Source organism: Streptomyces hyderabadensis, from assembly GCF_020404845.1.
In the GTDB taxonomy this organism is placed as follows: Bacteria; Actinomycetota; Actinomycetes; order Streptomycetales; family Streptomycetaceae; genus Streptomyces; species Streptomyces hyderabadensis.
On the sequence record NZ_JAIOJZ010000002.1, the window covers coordinates 72,538 to 92,656 of the forward strand.

The following is a 20,119-nucleotide window of genomic DNA, read 5'->3' on the forward strand; positions in this document are numbered from 1 at the left end:
GCAAAGCCGCGCAAAAACAACGATGGCGAGGTGGTTCGCGCTTTCCGCGAACACGCCTCGCCATCGCCAACGTGCGCCGCCAGGGACTCGAACCCCGGACCCGCTGATTAAGAGTCAGCTGCTCTAACCAACTGAGCTAGCGGCGCCTGCTGACGTCGTAGACCTTAGCATCCTGGTCGGCGGGAGGAAAAATCGAAATCCGCACCGCCGCCCGGGCCGCCCGCACGACCGCCCAGAGCAGGATCTCCGGGCCCGGAAGCCACGGCTGGCGGGTGTCCGGCGCCACCAGCCAGCGGGACCCGGAGCGCGGCGCCGCACCCGCGGGGGCCGGTACGGTCACCGCGTCCCCGGCGCCGTGGCACAGCAGCGGCGGCACCTCGCCCGTACGGCCGCCCTCCCGGCCGCGGGCACCCCATTCCTCCCAGTCCAGCAGCGACGGCAGCCGCTGGGCGGTGCCCGGCGCGGCGAACAGCAGCATGCGGCCGCGGAACTCCGCGACCGGGCCCGAGCCCGGACCGTCGCCCCACAGCCGGTCCAGCATCCGGCGGCCGAAGATCGCGGGGGCGCTCACCACGTCGAAGGCGGAACCGCAGGGCAGCACGACCGGGGCGTCGGGCCGCTCCTCCCAGAGCGAGAGCGTGCTGCGCGGGTACGCGCCCGCCGAGGCCAGCCAGGCGGCGCCGTCCGAGGTGACGTCCGTGACATGGGGCGTGGCGTTGCGTGTGCTGCTCATGCCGCCCATGTCTACCCGGCGTGAGGAACCCGCTCCGCCGGGTTACCGGAAACCGGGACACGACGACCGTGAGGGGGGTATCTTGCCCACCCCCCTGGCATATGCGCGCCCCGCTGCCGACTCCGATCCGCCGGAACAGCCGGATCAGCCGGCCGACCGCCGGATCACTCGGCCGGGTCGCCGCGCATCAGGTCCCGCCCGAACTCGACCATCTTCTTGGCGTAGTCCTCGGTCCACTCGGCACGCTCGGCGATGTCGGCCGCCGTCAGCCGGTCGAACCGCCGCGGATCGGCCAGCTGCGCCGCGGCGACCGCCTGGAACTCCATCGCCCGGTCGGCGGCGGCGCGGAAGGCGTGGGTCAGCTCGGTGGCCCGCTCCAGCAGGGCGCGGGGGTCGTCGATCGACTCGAGGTCGAAGAAGTGCTCGGGATCGGCGGCCGCCTCCGCCGGCTCGAAGAGCAGGGGCGCGGGGCGTAGCCGCGGTTCGTGCCGACGCGGCGTGGGCTCCGCCATGTCTTCTCCTCCTCGTACGGGACGACGGCCCGTCCCCGGGTGCGGGGGCACTCCGGTGGAGTGGGCCACCGTCCATTGTCCCGCGCCCGCGCAAGAGGGCGGGGCGTGCCCGGAGCCGCGATCCGGTCACACCCCGCGCGCCGGGCCGGGTCAGCCCGCGTACGTCTCGAACTCGGCGATCCTCGGGGTGCCCGAGGCGCCGGTGATCTCGAAGGTGATCTTCTCCAGCGAGACCGGGGAGAAGCCGATCACGCCCGCTCCGCTGCCGGAGGCCAGGACCGCGCCGGTGCCGTGGTCGACGACGCGGTAGGAGCCGACGGTGCCCTCGGACCCGGCCGCCTCCCGGATGTTGATCTTGGCGACGGTGGTGGCGGAGGACCACTTGACGGAGATGGAGCCGGTCGTGCCGGCCGGGGACCAGTACGTGCCGAGGTCACCGTCGCGCACGTTGCCGTAGCTGGTGCCGCTCGCCTTGGACGAGCCGTCGGAGCCCGCCCCGAGGCTGAGGTTGGTCCCGCTCGGCGGATCGGTCGGTTCCGGGTCCGTCGGGTCCGGGTCCGTCGGGCCGGGATCGGTGGGGCCCGGGTCGGTCGGGTCCGGGCTCTGCGGCGTGCAGCTGCCGTCCGACACCTTCAGCCCCTTGTTCGCACCCGCCGTGGCGCTCACGACGGACGGCACGCAGGAGGCGTCGTCGAGGGTGAAGGAGTACGGGATGGACACCGTGGTGTTGGACTGCGGGTCCGGGCCGGCCGGGTTGTTGTCCTCGCCGGGCTCGGACCAGGTGACGTTGTCGTAGATGTTGCCGCTGACCTGCCAGGTGCCGGCCTGGTCGGTGTAGAAGGTGCCGAGGACGTCCTTGGAGTCCTCGAAGTAGTTGTTGTCCACCTTGGCCTTGGCGCCCGCCCGGGAGTTGATGCCGGACTCGTTCAGGCTCTTGTAGTGGTTGTTGTACATGTGGGCGATCCCGCCGCGCAGCAGGGGCGCCCGGGAGTCGATGTTCTCGTACAGGTTGTGGTGGAAGGTGACGTAGCCGTTGGAGCGGTCGCTCTCGCTGGAGCCGATCAGGCCGCCGCGGCCGGAGTTGCGCAGGGTGCTGTAGGACAGGGTCACGTACTGGGTGTTGTCCTTCATGTCAAAGAGGCCGTCGTAGCCTTCTGACTCCCCGCCGGACGCCTCCAGGGTGGTGTGGTCGACCCAGACGTTGCGGACGTCGCTCTCCATGCCGATGGCGTCGCCGCCGTTGGAGGTGGGTGAGCCGGACTTCTTGACGTTCCGTACGGTCACGTTCTGGATGATGATGTTGCCGGCCTCCCGGATGTGGATGCCGAGCTGGTCGAAGACGGCGCCGCTGCCGACCCCGACGATCGTGATGTTGCTGACCTGCTTCAGCTCGATCTTGTCGGCCGCGGTGTTGCAGCTGTCGCCCGACACCTTGCTGGTGTTGCCGTGGTTGATGGTGCCCTCGACCTCGATGATGATCGGGGTGCTGCTGCTGGCCCGGCCGCACAGGGCCTGGTGGATCTCGGTGCCGGTGGTGGCCCGCACGGTCTGCCCGCCCGCACCGCCGGTCGTGCCGCCGTTCTGGGTGGCGTAGCCGGTGGCGCCGCCGGCCGCCGCCGACGCCGTCTCGGGCATCGTCAGCACCACACCGGCCGCGGCCGCGAGGGCCAGCGTGCCCAGCGCCGCTTGGAGTCGCAGCGCGACTGGTCGTCTCATCCTCGGTCTCCCCTTCGCCTTCACATGCCGGAACGGACGCCATGGCGTGATCATGTCAATCTCACCCTGGCGGAAAGCGCTTTCTCGGCGTGAGAATAGGAGCAGAGTGCAGGGCTGACAAGGGTTCAGGCGCGGCGCGATCGATTCAGAACTGCGACCGACGTCCCTCTACATGAACGGACGGTGCTCGATGTGCACCCCGACCGGAGCTGCGGTACGATCATCTTGCCTGATCACGGGGGCCAACTCCCCGCAGCGGGCACTGCGTTGGTGGTCCAAGGAAAGACGCCCCACTTCCCGTGGGGAAATGCAGGTGCAAGGCCTGCCCAGCGCTCGACGAGAACCCCGGTTCCGCTCACGCGGGACCGGGGTTCTTCCGTGTCACGCCCTTCTCAGACCTGCACCACCGGCTCCCGGGTGAACAGCGCCCCCAGCTCCGGCGCGTTGACCCGGCGGTCGGCCAGCCGCAGGCCCTCCCAGATGGTGACCTGGTTGGCGGTGAGGACCGGCTTGCCCAGCTCCTTCTCCAGGGCCGGGATGTGGGCCGCCGTGTGCAGCGCCGTGTCCGGCAGGAGCACCGCCTCGGCGTCCGGGCGGTCGGCGGCGCGGGCCAGCGCCAGCACCTCCTCCTCGGTCCAGGTGCCGACCTCCGCCGCCGTGATGATGCCCGAGCTGACGACGTCGGCCACCTCGATGCCGGCGGCGCCGAGGAAGTCCGCGAAGAGCCGCGCCACGTCGTCCGGGTAGGTCGCGCCGATCGAGACCCGCCGCACCCCGATCTCCTTCGCCGCGTGCACGAAGGCGAAGGAGGTGGACGAGGCCGGCAGGCCCGCCGCCTGCGCGAGGGCGCGCACCTGCTCGTGGGCGCCGTCCCAGCCGTGCACGAAGCTGCCGCTGGTGCAGGCCCACACCACGGCGTCGGCGCCGGCCAGCCGCAGCTCGGCCACGCCCGCCTCCAGCCGCCGGGGCGAGCCCATCTCGAGGAGCGCGTCCACCCGGTGGGCGTCCTCGCCGATGTCCGTGTGCACCAGGTCCACCCGGATGTCGCTGCCCAGGAGCTGCTCGATGCGTGGGTAGTCGTCCTCGCCGGAGTGGCCCGGGTACAGGAATCCCAGTGCTGTCATGTCCACCCTTCCTGCTGCTGTTCCGTCTCCGGGCCGTCAGCGACGCCCGGCAGGTCCGCGGCCGCGGGTCCGACCGGGCCCGCCACCGCGGGGTCGACGGGACCCGCCGGTCCCACCACCGCGGGGCCCGCGGCACCCGCCGCCGCGGGGCCCAGGCGCGCGGCCGGATCGGTCAGCGCCTGGTACGGCCCCACCGCAGGGGTACCCAGTCGGCGCAGCGCCGCCCACATCGTCACTTGGTTGGCCGAGATCACCGGGATCCGCAGCTCGGCCTCCAGCTGCGGGATGACGTCGTAGGTGGGGAGGTTGGTGCAGGAGATGAACAGGGCGTCCGCCGCTCCTGACGCGGGCACGGCCTGGCGCGCCATGTCGGCCACGTCGCGGTAGGGGACCTTCCAGATGTGCCGGGTCAGCCCCATGAAGGCGCAGCCGGTGATGGTGACGCCGGCCTCGGCGACGTACGCCTCCAGCGCCCGGGTCACGGACACGGTGTACGGCGTCACCAGCGCGACCCGGCGCACGCCCAGCTCGGTCAGCGCGTCGAGCAGTGCGCCGGAGGTGGTGACGGACGGGACCGCGCCCGCCCAGGTCATCGCCTCGCACATGGCGCGCTCCCCGGCGATGCCCCCGACGAAGCTGCCCGAGGTGCAGGCGTAGGCGACGACCTCGGGCGCGATGGCGTTGAGGGTGCGGACCGCCTCGCCCAGGGTCTCGTGCTCGCTGACCATCCGGGCGAGGTCCAGACTGACCTCCACGGGCACGAAGGGGGTGCGTGTCATGTGCAGTGACACGTCGTCGGGCACCCATCGCCACAGCTCGCGATCGAGTGCGAAGTCGAACGGGGCGACCACGCCGACCCCGCGTTGCGGAGCTGGTCCGCCGAGAAAGGAGATGTCCATGGCACGCACCGGCCTCACACTGAGAAAGGGGAGGGCAACGCACCGTTATGAACGGCCGTGTTGACGAAGGTAGGTTCCGGTGCGAGCGTGGTCAATCCGCCCGCATCACTCCCAGGTCAACAGCCGGTTAACTTCCGCGTCAACACCTGAACCGCCCCCGCTTCCACCGACCGGAGACAGGCCGCCGATGACCACGTCCCCGCCCCCGTCCGCGCCCGCGTCCGCGCCCGCGCCGACCTCCCTGCCGACCCTTCTCGTCCTGGACGCCGAGCCGCTCCCCCGGCTGGGCCGGCTGACCGGCCGGGCCCGGATCGAGCACGCCGACGCGGCGGCGCTGGCCGGGCGGCTGCCGCACGCCGACGTCCTGCTGGTGTGGGACTTCACCTCGCACGCGGTGCGCGAGGCGTGGCCGGGCGGCGGCCCGCGCCCGCGCTGGGTGCACACGGCGAGCGCCGGTGTGGACCATCTGATGTGCCCGGAGCTGGCCGAGTCGGACACGGTGGTGACCAACGCGCGCGGGGTCTTCGACCGGCCGATCGCCGAGTACGTCGCCGCGCTCGTGCTGGCGATGGCCAAGGACCTGCCGGCCACCCTGCGCCTCCAGGGCGAGCGGACCTGGCGGCACCGCGAGTCGATGCGGGTGGCCGGAACCCGCGCCTGCGTGGTGGGCTCCGGCCCGATCGGCCGGGCGGTCGTGGGCACGCTGGAGGCGCTCGGCATCACCACCGCGCTGGTCGGCCGTACCGCGCGCCCGGGTGTGCACGGCCCGGAGGACCTGGACCGGCTGCTGGCCGGGGCCGACTGGGTGGTGGCGGCGGCGCCGCTCACCGACGACACACGCGGCATGTTCGACGCCCGGCGGTTCGCGCTGATGCGGCCCTCCGCCCGGTTCGTGAACGTGGGGCGGGGGCCGCTGGTCGTCGAGGACGCCCTGGTCGAGGCGCTGACCGCGCGCCGGATCGCGGGCGCCGCCCTGGACGTGCTGAACCACGAACCCCTGGCGCCGGACAGCCCCCTGTGGGAGGTGCCGGAGCTGATCGTCTCGCCGCACATGAGCGGGGACACGATCGGCTGGCGGGACGAACTGGGGGCGCAGTTCGTGGAGTTGTTCGAGAGCTGGGCGGCGGGCGGACCGCTGGCCAACGTGGTCGACAAGAAGCGTGGATACGTGCCCGGACACTGACGTCGCCGACGTCACCGACCCGCGGGAGGGTGCCGCATGACCGACCTCACCGAGCTGACCGCCGTACAGCTCGTCGACGGCTACCGCAAGGGTGAGTTCAGCCCCGTGGAGGCGACCCGGGCGGTCCTGGAGCGGGCCGAACGGATCCAGCCGGAGGTGAACGCCTTCGTCCGGCTGACCGGTGAGGATGCGCTGGACCGGGCCCGCCGGGCCGAGGAGCGGTGGCGCCGCGGGGAGCCGTGCGGGCGTCTGGACGGGGTGCCGGTGACGGTGAAGGACATCCTGCTGACCCGGGGTCAGCCGACCCTGCGGGGCTCCCGGGCGGTCTCCCCCGACGGCCCCTGGGACGAGGACGCGCCGTCCGTGGCCCGGCTGCGCGAGCACGGCGCGGTGTTCGTCGGCAAGACCACGACACCGGAGTACGGCTGGAAGGGCGTGACGGACTCGCCGCTGTCCGGCGTCACCCGCAACCCGCACGACCCGTCCCGTACCGCGGGCGGTTCCAGCGGGGGCGCGGCGGCGGCCGTGGCGCTCGGGGCGGGGCCGCTGGCGCTGGGCACGGACGGCGGCGGCAGTGTGCGCATCCCGGCGTCCTTCTGCGGCGTCTTCGGCCTGAAACCGACGTACGGCCGGGTGCCGCTGTACCCGGCGAGCGCGTTCGGCACGCTCGCGCACGTCGGTCCGATCACCCGGGACGCGGCGGACGCGGCGCTGCTGCTGGACGTCATCGGCACCCCGGACGCCCGGGACTGGTCGGCGCTGGGCCCGGCCCCCGGGTCGTACACCGAGGCCCTGCCGGGCGGGGTGCGGGGGCTGCGGGTGGCGTACTCGCCCTCGCTCGGCGGGCAGGTCGCGGTGCGTCCGGCGGTCGCCGGGGCGGTGCGGCGGGCGGTGGAGCGGCTGGCGGGTCTGGGCGCGTACGTGACGGAGGCCGACCCGGACTTCACGGACCCGGTGGACGCCTTCCACACCCTGTGGTTCAGCGGGGCGGCACGGGTCGTGCAGCATCTGCCGGCGGGCCGGCGGGAGCTGCTGGACCCGGGGCTGCGGGAGATCGTCGGAGCGGGCTCGCGGTACTCGGCGCTGGACTATCTGGCGGCGGTGGACGTCCGGATGGAGCTGGGGCGGCGGATGGGCGTGTTCCACCAGGAGTACGACCTGCTGGTGACGCCGACGATGCCGATCACGGCGTTCGAGGCGGGGGTGGAGGTGCCGAAGGGGTCGGGGCACCGGCGGTGGACGGGGTGGACGCCGTTCACGTACCCGTTCAATCTCACGCAGCAGCCTGCCGCCACCGTGCCGGTGGGGGTGGACGGGGACGGGTTGCCCGTGGGGGTGCAGATCGTCGCGGCGCGGCACCGGGACGATCTGGTGCTGCGAGCGGCGCATGCGCTGTACGGGGCGGCGGCCGAGTAGTGACCCGGCGCGGGCGGGGGTGGGGTGCGCTGCCCGGCGCTTGCCGGGTGCCGCCTGCGCCCACCCGTGCCGCCCCAGCGGCACGACTGCCCGCAGGCTGGGGCGGCACGACTGCCCGCGGCTAAGCCCGGCGGAAGCTCAGCGTCTCGCCCGCCGCGCCCGTGCGCCACAGGTCGTTGCAGGCCTCCGCCATGGCCTTTAGGCCCTCGGTGATGCGGCCCCAGACGGTGCCGGGCACCCAGCCGACGTCGCCGTTGAGGAGGAGGTTGTTGCGTTCGTAGAAGAGGGCGAGGTCGACGAGGGTGGTGCCGGGGCGGACCTCGCGGTCGTAGCCGTACGCCTTCGTGCCCAACTCGGCACCCGCGAAGGCGAAATAGCACAGGTCGCCCGGAATGGGCGTTACCGTCGGGTTCTCCAGCGGCGGTTCGGTTGTCGCGAAGGGCGGGAAAAGGGCGTAGATCTCGTTGCGGGCATATTTGGCGTGGTACACGTCGCCGCCGAGGGGGAGCGCGTCCCAGACGGCCGCGCAGGTGATCGGGGCCCGTTCGTCCAGCAGTTGGGCCGTGCAGGTGATTCCGCGCTTGACCAGCGAGACTTCGATGAAGCGATCAGCCATGCCTCCATGGCAGTGCCCCGCGGCCCCGCGGTCAAGGGCGCCGGGCCGAGGTATCGGACTGAAAAAGATCGGCATAACCTGCCCGCCTTCGGGTAGCTGCGCGCCCATGGCTCCACCACACAGAACCCCACCAAGGGGTATATCCGACCAAAGGTCCAGGACAGCCGGGCCCTCCCGCCGGTCGCTGCTCGCGGGGGTCGCGGCGCTCGGCGCACTGGGGGCGGCCGGCTGCTCGCGGGTGGCCACCGCGTCCGACGTCGAGGGAGGAGACCTGCTCGGGCGGCTGAGGGCACAGGGCGTCGCCCGGCTCGGCATCGCCGGCGAGATCCCCTTCGGGTACATCGACAAGAACGGCGAGCTGACCGGTGAGGCGCCGGAGCTGGCGAAGGTCATCTTCAAGCGGCTCGGGGTGGACCGGGTGCAGCCCGTGCCGACGGAGTTCGGCTCCCTCATCCCGGGCCTGGCGTCCCAGCAGTTCGACGTCGTGGCGGCCGGGATGTACATCAACGCCGACCGCTGCGAGCAGGTCATCTTCTCCGACCCCGACTACCAGATGCTCGACGCGTACATCGTGCGCAAGGGCAATCCGCTCGGGCTGCACAACTACCGCGACGTCGTCGAGAAGAAGGCCAAGTTCGCGACCGGCACCGGCTACGCCGAGATCGCCTACGCGGTGGAGCACGGGTACAAGGAGGACGACATCCTGATCGTCCCCGACCAGGTGGCCGGACTCAACGCCGTCGAGTCCGGGCGCGTGGACGTCTTCGCGGGGACCGCGCTGACGGTGCGCGAGGTGGTGAAGAAGTCCAGCAAGGCGGAGGCGACCGAGCCCTTCGCCCCGCTCGTCGGCGGCAAGCCCCATGTCGACGGCGGTGCCTTCGCCTTCCGTCCGGACGAGACCAACCTGCGGGACGCCTTCAACGTCGAGCTGCAGAAGCTCAAGAAGAGCGGCGAACTGCTGCGCATCCTCAAGCCCTTCGGCTTCACCGAGGAAGAGATGACGGATCTGACCGCGAAGGAGCTCTGCGGCGGATGACCTCGGGACTGTGGGAACTCGTACTCCAGGGCGTCTGGGTCACCGTCCAGCTGCTCTTCTTCAGCGCCCTGCTCGCGACGGGCGTCTCCTTCGTGGTCGGCATCGCGCGTACCCACCGGCTGTGGATCGTCCGCTTCCTGGCGGGCTTCTACACCGAGGTGTTCCGCGGGACCTCCGCGCTGGTGATGATCTTCTGGGTCTTCTTCGTGCTGCCCCCGGCCTTCGGCTGGCAGCTGGTGCCGATGTGGGCGGGCACGCTGGCGCTGGGCCTGACCTACGGGGCGTACGGCTCCGAGATCGTGCGCGGCGCGCTCGGCGCGGTCGACCCGGCGCAGAAGGAGGGCGGCATCGCGCTCAGCTTCACGCCCTGGCAGCGGATGAAGCTGATCCTGCTGCCGCAGGCGGTGCCTGAGATGATCCCGCCCTTCTCCAACCTGCTGATCGAGCTGCTCAAGGGCACCGCGCTGGTGTCGATCATGGGCATGGGCGACCTGGCCTTCAGCGCCAACCTGGTGCGCCTGGCGCTGCAGGAGAGCGCGGAGATCTACACGTACATCCTGCTGATCTACTTCGTGATCGCGTTCCTGCTCACGCGGGTGATGCGCGGCCTGGAGAAGAAGCTGAAGGCGGGCGTCGGGAAGGCGCCGCAGAAGAAGACGGCGGCCGTGCGGGTGCCCGAGGGAAGTGGTGTGTCGTGAAATGGGACTGGAGCGCGGTCTCCGACTTCATGCCGCACTTCTGGGACGGACTGCTGGTCACGCTGCAGATCCTGGTCCTCGGCTCGCTGGTCTCCTTCGGCGTGGGTCTGGTGTGGGCGCTGCTGATGCGGGTGCCCACCCGCTGGGTGACCTGGCCGGTCGGTGTGGTCACCGAGTTCATCCGGAACACCCCGCTGCTGGTGCAGCTGTTCTTCCTCTTCTACGTGCTGCCCGAGTGGAACATCACGTTCTCGGCACTCACCACCGGTGTGGTCGCCATCGGTCTGCACTACTCGACGTACACGATGCAGGTCTACCGGGCCGGCATCGAGGGGGTGCCGGTCGGCCAGTGGGAGGCCGCGACGGCGCTGAACCTGCCGATGCGGCGGACCTGGACGGCGGTCATCCTGCCGCAGGCGATCCGCCGCGTGGCCCCCGCCCTCGGCAACTACGTGATCTCCATGCTGAAGGACACGCCGCTGCTGATGGCGATCACGGTGCTGGAGATGCTGGGCGAGGCGCGGCTGTTCTCGCAGCAGAACTTCCAGTTCACCGAGCCCCTGACGGTGATCGGCGTGGCCTTCATCGTCATCTCCTACCTGGCCTCCCTTGCCCTGCGAGCCCTGGAGCGACGCCTTGCCCACTGACACTCTTCCCAACCCCGAGAAAAGCCCCGAGCGCAGCTCCGGCGAGCTGATACGCCTGGAGCAGGTCACCAAGCGGTTCGGCGACAACACCGTCCTCGACCACCTGGACTTCTCCGTCGACGCCGGCAAGCACGTCACCCTGATCGGCCCGTCCGGGTCGGGCAAGACGACGATCCTGCGGCTGCTGATGACGCTGCTCAAGCCGGACGAGGGCACGATCACCGTGGACGGGCAGAAGCTCTTCCCGGCGACCGAGAAGGAGCGGCGCGAGGTCCGCAAGCAGATCGGGATGGTGTTCCAGCAGTTCAACCTGTTCCCGAACATGAGCGTGCTGCGCAACATCACCGAGGCGCCGGTCACGGTGCTCGGGATGTCCAAGGACGAGGCCGTGGAGCGGGCCAAGGGCCTGCTCGACATGGTGGGCCTGGCCGACAAGTGCGACGCCCGTCCGGCCCAGCTCTCCGGCGGCCAGCAGCAGCGGGTGGCGATCGCCCGGGCGCTGGCGATGCGGCCGAAGGTGCTGCTGCTGGACGAGGTGACCTCCGCGCTCGACCCCGAGCTGGTCGCGGGCGTCCTGGACCTGCTGCGGGACATCGCCCGCACCACGGACATCACCATGCTCTGCGTGACCCACGAGATGAACTTCGCCCGGGACATCTCGGACCAGGTCCTGATGTTCGACTCGGGCCGGGTCATCGAGGCCGGCCCGCCGGAGAAGATCTTCAGCGAGCCGGAGCACGACCGGACGCGGGAGTTTCTCAGCGCGGTCCTGTAATTGCGCGGGGCGCCTGCCCCAACGTCCGAGGTCGGGACGTTGGGGCAGGTCATCGGCATATGCCGGTGGGCCAGCGCCGCAGATGAGAGCCCCGAAATCCGGTCAACACCCCCTCACGAGCGGCCTCTTGGCGGCTATCGTGAACGCAGGGATGCACCAGCGAGCGCAGGGGGAGACCACCGTGGCGCTGCAGCACAGGCCGACCGCGCCGCACCACTCGGCCCAGGACGCCCTGCGCGTCCTGGAGACGGTGGCGCGGCACACCTCCGGCGTCACCGACGCCGAGATCGGCCGCGGGAGCGGCCTCGACCCGGAGCGGCTGACCCCGCTCCTGCGCATGCTGCGCCGCGAGGGCTACGTCGAGCAGACCGCCGACGGGCTGTACGTCACCGGGGAGGCACTGGCCCGCCTCGGCTCGGCCCACGGCCGCGAGCAGGCCCTGCGCGAGCAGCTCCAGCACACCCTGGACCGGCTGCGCGACTCGGTGGGCGCCGCGGTCTACATCAGCCGGTACGTCGACGGCGAGGTCAGCGTCACCCAGTACGCCGACAGCCCGGCCACGCCCAGGGTGAACGAGTGGGTGGACTTCCGGGTCTCGGCGCACGCCACCGCGGTGGGCAAGTCCCTGCTGACCCAGCTGGACCACGCGGGCCGCCGAGACCATCTGGCCCGGCACCGGATGGCCCGCCTGACCTCGCGCACCATCACCAGCGACAGGGTGCTGCTGTCCCGGCTGGAGTCGCAGCCGGCCACCGTGCCCGTCCTCGACCTCCAGGAGTACGCGGTGGGCACGGTCTGCGCGGCCGTCCCGATCACCGCCGGTTCCGCCGTGGGCTGTCTGGCCCTGTCGCTCCCGGTCGAGCACGCGCACCGGCTGCGCCGGGCCGCCGACGAGCTGAACCGGAGCGCGGCACCGGTGCTGCTGTCCCTGGCGATCTAGGGTCCGTCCGGCGGCCGCTCCGGGGCTGGTCACGAGCACTGCTCCGGACCAGGTAGTATTTTCGTCGTCGCCGGCCGCGGGAAGCGGACGGCGGGAGTCATGCGCCGCTAGCTCAGTTGGTTAGAGCAGCTGACTCTTAATCAGCGGGTCCGGGGTTCGAGTCCCTGGCGGCGCACAGAAGGAAGGGCCCCTCGCCGAGCGAGGGGCCCTTCCGCGTGCTTCAGAAGGTGACGTCCGAGCACGCGTAGAAGGCGTTGCCCGTGTCGTGGACCGTCCACACCGCGAGGATCACGTGGTGCCCGCTCAGCCCGGACGGCAGCGTGCCGCTGTGGGAGAGCGTGGCCGGGGGCTGCTTGCCGCCGTAGGGCACCGTGAAGAACGGGGTGAGGTTGAGGTCGGACCGGGACAGGTTGTGGTTCTGGTTCCAGCCCGGCTTGGTGACGTAGTACTTGAAGTCGGTCGTGGCGTGCCGGGCGGTGAACTGCCAGCGGAAGGTGTAGCTCTGCCCGCCGTTCACCTTGGTGGTCGGCCACGCCTGGCCGTTCGGCTGCTTGGGGCTGTCGAGCGCGGCGAACGACCCGTGGCCGGCGGAGCAGATCTTTCCGTCGGCCGGCCCGGAGGCCGGGAAGCCCTTGGGTCCCTCGACGCTCTGCGGCTCCCACTGGATGGCGCCGCACCCGCTGACCGTGCCGTTCTGGCACACCTTCTGCCGGCTGACGGGCAGGTCGGTGTAGCCGTGACCGCTGGCGCCGCCGGACGAGAGCACGAGGGCTCCGGTGGTCGCCATGCCCAGCGCGGCCGCGTACAACTTGGTCCTTGTGCGCATACTGCTGCTCCCTGTGACGTGTGGGGAAGTTCAGGGGATTTCAGTGAGCCGTGCAGGTCTAGACCAAGTTCAGATTATTGCCGTTAGTTGAACATGTCCATACCAAAGACGGAAGGCGCTGCCCGCCCGCGCCGGACCGCCGGACGGGTCACGCCCCCGGGTCCCCGCGCCCCGCGCAGAAGGCCACCGTGAGGTCCTTCACCAGCACCTTGCGCTCGTAGTCGTCCAGCTCGACCAGCCCGCGCATGGTCAGCCGGGTCACCGTGTCCTCCACCGAGTCCACGACCGAGGTGAGCACGCTCGCCCGCTGCGCGGCGTCCAGTGCGGCGAGCCGGCGCCGGTGCATCGCGGCGGCGACCTCCGGGGCGTACTCCACCCGGACCGGCCGCACCGAGAACACCTCCAGGCCGACCGGCGCCGCGTCCGCCGCCACCAGCCGGGTCAGCGTGTCGCCGGCCACGTCCGCCGAGCTGCGCACCGTGCCGAGCGGCTCCACCGGGACCCGGGCCAGCGCCGCCTCGACGCACTCGCGCAGATACGTCTCGTGGTCCTCGACGCCCAGCGTGGCCTTGGCGGTGTCGCGCACCCGCCACACCACCAGCGTCACCGCCCTGAGCGCGACCCCGTTGCCGTCCGCGGCGGGCATCGGCTCGCTGCGCCAGTGCCGCAGCCGCACGTCCACCCGGCGGCGCAGCAGCAGCGGGTTCACCCACATCAGGCCGGTGCGCCGCACCGTCCCCCGGTAGCGGCCGAACAGGCCGAGCACCCAGGCCCGTCCGGTCCGGCCCCGGGCGAGCCCGCCGAACCCGAACATCCCCAGCGCCCCGGCCGCCGCGTACGCCGCCCACTGCGCGGGTCCGAGCCCGGCCCCCGGGGACACCGGCAGCCCCAGCGCCTGGGCCGCGAGCGGCGGTACGAGACCGGCCCACCAGGAGGTGGCCGCGCACCCGGCCGCCCCGCACAGACCGGCGGCCACGCCCGCGGCGCCGGGCAGCACCCGGGCCGGACGCTCCGTCAGCTCCGGGTCGATCCGGGGCGCGGGCCGCGGTCGCGCGGCGACCGGGCGCCGGGCGCCGGGTCGCCCGGCCGACCGCTCCCCCGGCCCCTGCCGCCGCGCGACGACCGCGGGCCGCAGCGGCACCGGCGCCGGGTCGGGGTCGTCGCGGAAGAGCAGGTGGACCGGGATCTCGGTGGTGGCCTCGTTGTGGATGAGCCGGGCGGTCCGCTGACCGGTCGCCGCCGCGGGCTCCTCCGGTGCCGTCGCCGCGGCCTCCGGGTTCGTTGACGATGTCGTACTCATGCGTGCTCCAGCCTCCGCGCCAGACGCGTCATGAACGGATGATCACCCCGGCGTGCTCAGGAGAAGAGCCGCCGCCAGGTCTCCGGGCCCGGGTGGCCGTCCGCCGCCCCGCCGCGCCAGCCCTGGGCGCGCTGGAAGGCCTGGACGCCCCGCCGGTCCGCCTCGCCCCAGCGCGGACCCGGCCCCTTCGTGTAGTGCGTGCCGAACCCCTTGCGCACCAGCTGCCTGCCGAGCCGGGTGACGTAAGGGTTGTCCGCGCCCGGCCCGAACATCGCCCGTCCGGGGTATCCGGCCACCCCGTGGGAGGCCGGGCCCGCGGCCCCGGGCGGCGCCTGTCCGGCGTCCGCCGTGCTCGCCTTGCCCGCCGTGACCCCCTTGTAGCGGTACGGCAGGTACTTGGCGGAGTTGCTCCAGTAGGCGTAGGGCGTGTCCAGCTTGCGGGTGTGCGGCGGGGTCTGCTCGTACGCCGTGTAGGCGGTGTGCGTGCCGTCCGTCCAGCCGCCGAAGATCACCACGTGGGAGCCCGACTGGGGGTCGGAGGCGTTGTGGAAGAGCAGGATGTCGCCGGGCTGGAGCTCCTCCTTGGTGATGCGGTCGGCGACGGTGCCGAGGCTTCCGGTCCACTCGTTGGCGGGCAGCTTCCAGGCCATCGACACGAAGCCCGAGCAGTCCTGCCGGTAGCCGTCGGACCAGTAGGCGGTCGTGCTGTACGGGACCTTCGCGGCCACCCAGGTGCCGGCCCGGTCGATGATCTCCGCTCGGGTGATGCCGGCCAGCTCCGCACCGGCCGGGGGCGCGGCGGGCCGGCCGGTCGCACCGTGCAGCGGGGCCCGCGCCCCCTGGGGGGTGCCGGGCTCGTCAGCGGCGCCGACGCCCGGCCGGGGGGGTGCGTGGGCGGCCGCCGGGGGGGCCGCCGCCGGTCCCGCGGCGAGGGCGGACACGGCGGTGGCGGAAGCGGCGGCGGTGGCCACGACCAGCGTGCGGTACGCCGCCGGATGGGCGAGCGCCCGGCCCGAAGGCGCGTGCGGCAGCACCCGCCGCCAGTGCCGGCAGCCGGCGCAGTCGCAGTCGCTCGCGGGCTCGATCTCCTCGAATACGGGAGTCTCCATGCGATTCCCCTCACACTCCCGCTGGACGGGTCCGCGGCGGTGCACTTCGGTACATGTCGGTCAGTTTCGCAACTGTCTTCAGGACGCGCATGTTGACGGTCCGAATGATGTACGCGGCCCGGGCGGCCGGTGGCCGGGGCCGCGGGCCGCCCGGGCCACCGGCCGTCGGCGGTGGTCCGGGGCACCGTTCCGCATCGGGTAGAGTTGTGCAGGTCAGCAGGCGCCGCTAGCTCAGTTGGTTAGAGCAGCTGACTCTTAATCAGCGGGTCCGGGGTTCGAGTCCCTGGCGGCGCACCGACAGTCGAAGGCCCTCCGTATCACACGGGGGGCCTTCGGCGTACCCGGTTCCGGGACGTCTTGCGATCATGACGAACGCCGTAGAACCCTGGTCCGGTTGGGGGCCGGGTGCCGAGGGGATGCCGAGGGGGGCATCATGCAACCGGGGGTCGCCATTCCATGTCTATATAAGGTGTGCATGCCGTGGTGACCATGACCCACCACTGACACGTCCGTGACGGTCGAGGGGGACCGGAGCAGGCGAAGGAAGCGACGAAACACGCATGACCCGCGTGTGGGGGGATGATTCATGACGTCGACGCCGACGGGCGCCGGGCAGGACCACGACCCGTCCCAGACCACCCAGCTCAGGGTGCCCGGGCACCGGAACTGGAACACCGGTTCGTTCCGCCGGATAAAGAAGACGCTGCCGAAGTACGACTACGAGCACTACAGCCGCCTCGCGGGCCCCCTCACCCAGCCCGACCCGAACAAGCCGTACCGGGTGCAGTACCGCTCGCTGATCTCGCAGGAGCCGCACCGCATCCGGGTCGCCCTGATGCTGGCCGCGGCCCCGCTGCTGTCGGTGGTGCTGCTGGTCTGGCTGCTCCAGCCCGAGCACTGGACGGAGCGCGACTACCCCGCCTTCTCGTGGCTGCCCGCGCTCGACATCGTGATGCTCGTCGCGATCGGTCTGATCGAGCTGTTCCGCTGCCTGAACGTGCTGTCGAACGCGCACGCCACCCTGGTCGCCCGCGACCCGGTCCCGGTGGTGCCCGAGACCGGCACCAAGGTCGCCTTCCTCACCTCCTTCGTGCCCGGCAAGGAGCCGCTGGAGATGGTGACGAAGACCCTGGAGGCGGCCGTCAAGATCCGCCACCGCGGTCTGCTGCACGTCTGGCTCCTCGACGAGGGCGACGACCCGGAGGTGAAGGAGGTCTGCGCGCGCCTGGGCGTGCACCACTTCTCCCGCAAGGGCGTCGCCAAGTGGAACCGGAAGAAGGGCCCGCACCGCGCCAAGACCAAGCACGGCAACTACAACGCCTGGCTGGACGCGCACGGCGACGACTACGACTTCTTCGCCTCCGTCGACACCGACCACGTGCCGCTGCCCAACTACCTGGAGCGGATGCTCGGCTTCTTCCGCGACCCCGACGTCGGCTTCGTCATCGGCCCGCAGGTCTACGGCAACTACGACAACCCGATCACCAAGGCCGCCGAGTCGCAGCAGTTCCTCTTCCACGCGCTGATCCAGCGCGCCGGCAACCGCTACGGCGGGCCGATGTTCGTGGGCACCTCCAACGCGGTGCGCATCAGGGCGCTCAAGCAGATCGGCGGCCTGTACGACTCGATCACCGAGGACATGGCGACCGGGTTCGAGATGCACCGCCACAAGAACCCGGCCACGGGCCGCAAGTGGCGCTCGGTCTACACCCCGGACGTGCTCGCGGTCGGCGAGGGCCCGAACGCCTGGACGGACTTCTTCACCCAGCAGATGCGCTGGTCGCGGGGGACGTACGAGACGATCCTCAAGCAGTACTGGAAGGGCTGGTACTCGCTGCCGCCGAGCAAGCTCTTCAACTACACGATGATGATCATCTTCTATCCGATGTCGGCCCTGAACTGGATCCTGGCGGCGCTGAGCTGCTGCCTGTTCCTGGGCCTGGGCGCCTCCGGCGTCAACATCGACCCGGCGGTCTGGCTGATGCTCTACGGCAACGCCTCCGCGCTCCAGATCGGCCTGTACGTCTGGAACCGCCGGCACAACGTCTCGCCGCACGAGCCGGAGGGCTCCGGCGGTGTGGCCGGCATGATCATGTCCGCGCTGTCGGCGCCGCTGTACGCGAAGGCGCTCATCGACTCCGTGCTGCGCCGCAAGAGCAAGTTCGTGGTGACCCCGAAGGGCGACTCGGCCAGCCCGGACACCCTGTTCGGCACCTTCCGCTACCACTGGTACTTCATCGTCGTCTTCGGCGGCTCGATCGCCGCCGGCTTCGTGTACGGCCACTCGCACCCCGCGATGATCATCTGGGCGACCTTCGCGCTGCTGATCACCGCGTCGCCGATGTTCGCCTGGCGACACGAGCTGCGGAAGGCGAAGAAGCAACCGCCGGTCGCGGCGGCGGAGCCCGCGCCACGGGTCCCGCCGCAGCAGCCCGTGCCCGGACAGGCGTACCCGCCCTACGGACAGCAGCAGGCGCCGTACGGACCGCACGCGCCGCAGCCGAAGCCCAGCTGGGCCGCCTCCGCCGACGGGGGCGACGACCAGACCATGCAGATCGCCCTTGGTGGACTTGGGGGACGTAAGGAATGAAAGACCGTGCCGGCCGCCGCCGCGCCCGTCGCTTCGCGATAGGTACGGCGGTGGTAGTCGCGCTGGCCGGGATGAACGGACCGTGGCTCTACCGCTTCGGAACCGAGAAATACCACCAGTACAAGATCAACCAGCCGGAGTACAAGGCCGCCAACGGCAAGTGGGAGATCATCGAGTTTCCCGAGAAGTACCGGCAGAACACCATCCACGCGGCACTGCTGCGCACCGGCAAGGTGCTGATGGTCGCCGGGTCCGGCAACAACCAGGACAACTCCGACGACAAGCAGTACGACACCCGGATCTGGGACCCCGTCAAGGGCACCATCAAGAAGGTGCCGACGCCCACCGACCTGTTCTGCACCGGGCACACGCAGCTCGCCAACGGCAATCTGCTGATCGCGGGCGGCACCAAGCGGTACGAGAAGCTCAAGGGCGACGTCACCAAGGCCGGCGGCCTGATGGTCGTCCACAACGAGAACCCGGACAAGCCGATCACCCTGCCGGCGGGCACCAGGTTCACCGGCAAGGAGAACGGCAAGACCTTCGTCTCCAAGGACCCGGTGCTGGTGCCCCGGGCCGAGAAGGTCTTCGACGAGGCGACCGGGAAGTTCCTGCGCAACGACCCGGGGCTGGGCCGCATCTACGTCGAGGCGGAGAAGACCGGCAGCGAGTACGAGACGGGCACCGAGGACAACTACCGCGTCCAGGGCCTGTCCGGCGCCGACGCCCGCAACACGTACGGCATCGCGCAGAAGCTCGCCCTCGACAAGAAGGACTTCCAGGGCATCCGGGACGCCTTCGAGTTCGACCCGGTCGCCGAGAAGTACATCAAGGTCGACCCGATGCACGAGGCCCGCTGGTACCCGACGCTCACCACGCTCGGCGACGGCAAGATCCTCAGCGTCTCCGGCCTCGACGACATCGGCCAGCTGGTCCCGGGCAAGAACGAGATCTACGACCCGAAGACCAAGGAGTGGACCTACACCGACAAGGTCCGCCAGTTCCCGACCTACCCGGCGCTGTTCCTGATGCAGAACGGCAAGGTCTTCTACTCGGGCGCGAACGCCGGGTACGGCCCCGACGACGTGGGCCGCACCCCGGGCATCTGGGACGTGGAGACCAACAAGTTCACCGAGGTCCCCGGCATGAGCGACGCGAACATGCTGGAGACGGCGAACACGGTGCTGCTGCCGCCGGCGCAGGACGAGAAGTACATGGTGATCGGCGGCGGCGGGGTCGGCGAGTCCAAGCTGTCCAGCGAGAAGACCCGGATCGCCGACCTCAAGGCGGCCGACCCCAAGTTCGTGGACGGGCCGTCACTGGAGAAGGGCACGCGCTATCCGCAGGCCTCGATCCTGCCCGACGACAGCGTGCTGGTCTCCGGCGGCTCCGAGGACTACCGGGGCCGCAGCGACTCCAACATCCTCCAGGCCCGGCTGTACCACCCGGAGACGAACGAGTTCGAGCAGGTCGCCGACCCGCTGGTGGGCCGCAACTACCACTCCGGCTCGATCCTGCTGCCCGACGGGCGGCTGATGTTCTTCGGCTCGGACTCGCTCTACGCCGACAAGGCCAACACCAAGCCGGGCAAGTTCGAGCAGCGGATCGAGATCTACACGCCGCCGTACCTGTACCGGGACTCGCGGCCGGACCTGTCCGGCGGCCCGCAGACCATCGCGCGCGGCGAGTCGGGCACGTTCACCTCGCGGGCGGCGTCGACCGTCAAGAAGGTGCGGTTGATCCGGCCGAGCGCGTCCACGCACGTCACGGACGTGGATCAGCGGTCCATCGCGCTGGACTTCAAGGCGGACGGGGACAAGCTGACGGTGACGGTGCCGGGCAACAAGAACCTGGTGCAGTCGGGGTGGTACATGATGTTCGTGACGGACGGGGAGGGGACGCCGAGCAAGGCGGAGTGGGTGCGGGTGCCGTAGCGCTCCCGCGGGTTGTGACCAGGGGTGCGGGAGCGTCGTGGCTTGTCGCGCGCACGCGGCGGTAG

The 20,119-nt window shown here is 71.1% G+C and carries 18 protein-coding genes and 3 tRNA genes; 11 read left to right on the forward strand and 10 right to left on the reverse strand.

Annotated elements, in window-relative coordinates; genetic code table 11:
* Nucleotides 1–72: 72 nt before the first annotated feature.
* The 6 genes from K7854_RS02580 to K7854_RS02605 form a co-directional block, all read right to left on the reverse strand.
* Nucleotides 73–146 (reverse strand) — tRNA-Lys (locus tag K7854_RS02580).
* Nucleotides 137–733: a bifunctional DNA primase/polymerase gene (locus K7854_RS02585; protein WP_226024694.1), complete on the reverse strand. Its 597-nt coding sequence runs from the start codon at nt 731–733 to the stop codon at nt 137–139. The genes K7854_RS02580 and K7854_RS02585 overlap by 10 nt, the downstream gene beginning before the upstream one ends.
* Before the next feature lie 164 nt (nt 734–897).
* A complete protein-coding gene (locus K7854_RS02590) occupies nt 898–1,245 on the reverse strand; it encodes a DUF8844 domain-containing protein (protein ID WP_226024695.1) in 348 nt (115 codons plus the stop codon).
* 150 nt (nt 1,246–1,395) lie between these two features.
* Nucleotides 1,396–2,961, reverse strand: coding sequence for a pectate lyase family protein (locus tag K7854_RS02595; RefSeq protein ID WP_226024696.1), 1,566 nt, complete (start codon nt 2,959–2,961; stop codon nt 1,396–1,398).
* A 392-nt stretch (nt 2,962–3,353) separates the two neighbouring features.
* Nucleotides 3,354–4,085, reverse strand: coding sequence for a maleate cis-trans isomerase family protein (locus K7854_RS02600; protein WP_226024697.1), 732 nt, complete (start codon nt 4,083–4,085; stop codon nt 3,354–3,356).
* Complete coding sequence (locus tag K7854_RS02605; protein ID WP_226024698.1) at nt 4,082–4,984, reverse strand: maleate cis-trans isomerase family protein; 903 nt, start codon at nt 4,982–4,984, stop codon at nt 4,082–4,084. Before K7854_RS02605 ends, K7854_RS02600 begins: the two co-directional genes overlap by 4 nt.
* Nucleotides 4,985–5,171: 187 nt before the next feature.
* Between K7854_RS02605 and K7854_RS02610 the strand changes: the two genes are divergently transcribed.
* Complete coding sequence (locus K7854_RS02610) at nt 5,172–6,167, forward strand: D-2-hydroxyacid dehydrogenase (protein ID WP_226024699.1); 996 nt, start codon at nt 5,172–5,174, stop codon at nt 6,165–6,167.
* Nucleotides 6,168–6,203: 36 nt separating this feature from the next.
* Nucleotides 6,204–7,583: an amidase gene (locus tag K7854_RS02615; protein WP_226024700.1), complete on the forward strand. Its 1,380-nt coding sequence runs from the start codon at nt 6,204–6,206 to the stop codon at nt 7,581–7,583.
* A gap of 121 nt (nt 7,584–7,704) precedes the next feature.
* Here K7854_RS02615 and K7854_RS02620 read toward each other — a convergent pair whose 3' ends face one another.
* Nucleotides 7,705–8,199: a DUF3830 family protein gene (locus K7854_RS02620; protein WP_226024701.1), complete on the reverse strand. Its 495-nt coding sequence runs from the start codon at nt 8,197–8,199 to the stop codon at nt 7,705–7,707.
* Between the two features lie 106 nt (nt 8,200–8,305).
* Here K7854_RS02620 and ehuB point away from each other — a divergent pair, with 106 nt between their 5' ends.
* From ehuB to K7854_RS02650, 6 genes are all read left to right on the forward strand, one after another.
* Nucleotides 8,306–9,235 carry an ectoine/hydroxyectoine ABC transporter substrate-binding protein EhuB gene (ehuB, locus tag K7854_RS02625; protein ID WP_226024702.1) on the forward strand — a complete coding sequence of 310 codons (930 nt, stop codon included), beginning with the start codon at nt 8,306–8,308 and terminating at the stop codon, nt 9,233–9,235.
* On the forward strand, nt 9,232–9,933 hold the full coding sequence (ehuC, locus tag K7854_RS02630) for an ectoine/hydroxyectoine ABC transporter permease subunit EhuC (protein ID WP_226024703.1): 702 nt from the start codon (nt 9,232–9,234) through the stop codon (nt 9,931–9,933). Before ehuB ends, ehuC begins: the two co-directional genes overlap by 4 nt.
* On the forward strand, nt 9,930–10,580 hold the full coding sequence (gene ehuD / locus K7854_RS02635; protein WP_226024704.1) for an ectoine/hydroxyectoine ABC transporter permease subunit EhuD: 651 nt from the start codon (nt 9,930–9,932) through the stop codon (nt 10,578–10,580). The genes ehuC and ehuD overlap by 4 nt, the downstream gene beginning before the upstream one ends.
* Complete coding sequence (gene ehuA, locus K7854_RS02640) at nt 10,570–11,355, forward strand: ectoine/hydroxyectoine ABC transporter ATP-binding protein EhuA (protein WP_226024705.1); 786 nt, start codon at nt 10,570–10,572, stop codon at nt 11,353–11,355. Before ehuD ends, ehuA begins: the two co-directional genes overlap by 11 nt.
* Before the next feature lie 181 nt (nt 11,356–11,536).
* Nucleotides 11,537–12,295: an IclR family transcriptional regulator gene (locus K7854_RS02645; protein WP_226024706.1), complete on the forward strand. Its 759-nt coding sequence runs from the start codon at nt 11,537–11,539 to the stop codon at nt 12,293–12,295.
* A 101-nt stretch (nt 12,296–12,396) separates the two neighbouring features.
* Nucleotides 12,397–12,470, forward strand: a tRNA-Lys gene (locus K7854_RS02650).
* Nucleotides 12,471–12,515: 45 nt separating this feature from the next.
* On the opposite strand, the gene K7854_RS02655 is transcribed toward K7854_RS02650, so the two are convergent.
* The 3 genes from K7854_RS02655 to K7854_RS02665 form a co-directional block, all read right to left on the reverse strand.
* Nucleotides 12,516–13,121 carry a lytic polysaccharide monooxygenase auxiliary activity family 9 protein gene (locus tag K7854_RS02655; RefSeq protein ID WP_226024707.1) on the reverse strand — a complete coding sequence of 202 codons (606 nt, stop codon included), beginning with the start codon at nt 13,119–13,121 and terminating at the stop codon, nt 12,516–12,518.
* Nucleotides 13,122–13,269: 148 nt separating this feature from the next.
* Entirely contained in the window at nt 13,270–14,421 is a 1,152-nt protein-coding gene (locus K7854_RS02660; RefSeq protein WP_226024708.1) for an SPFH domain-containing protein, read from the reverse strand.
* A gap of 56 nt (nt 14,422–14,477) precedes the next feature.
* Entirely contained in the window at nt 14,478–15,530 is a 1,053-nt protein-coding gene (locus K7854_RS02665; protein WP_226024709.1) for a peptidoglycan-binding protein, read from the reverse strand.
* A 220-nt stretch (nt 15,531–15,750) separates the two neighbouring features.
* On the opposite strand from K7854_RS02665, the gene K7854_RS02670 reads away from it, so the two are divergent.
* The 3 genes from K7854_RS02670 (at nt 15,751) to glxA (ending at nt 20,054) form a co-directional block, all read left to right on the forward strand.
* Nucleotides 15,751–15,824 (forward strand) — tRNA-Lys (locus tag K7854_RS02670).
* A gap of 292 nt (nt 15,825–16,116) precedes the next feature.
* Entirely contained in the window at nt 16,117–18,120 is a 2,004-nt protein-coding gene (locus K7854_RS02675; RefSeq protein ID WP_226024710.1) for a glycosyltransferase family 2 protein, read from the forward strand.
* Nucleotides 18,117–20,054 (forward strand): radical copper oxidase GlxA, encoded by a 1,938-nt coding sequence (gene glxA, locus K7854_RS02680; protein WP_226024711.1) that lies wholly within the window; start codon nt 18,117–18,119, stop codon nt 20,052–20,054. The genes K7854_RS02675 and glxA overlap by 4 nt, the downstream gene beginning before the upstream one ends.
* The last annotated feature ends 65 nt before the right edge of the window (nt 20,055–20,119 follow it).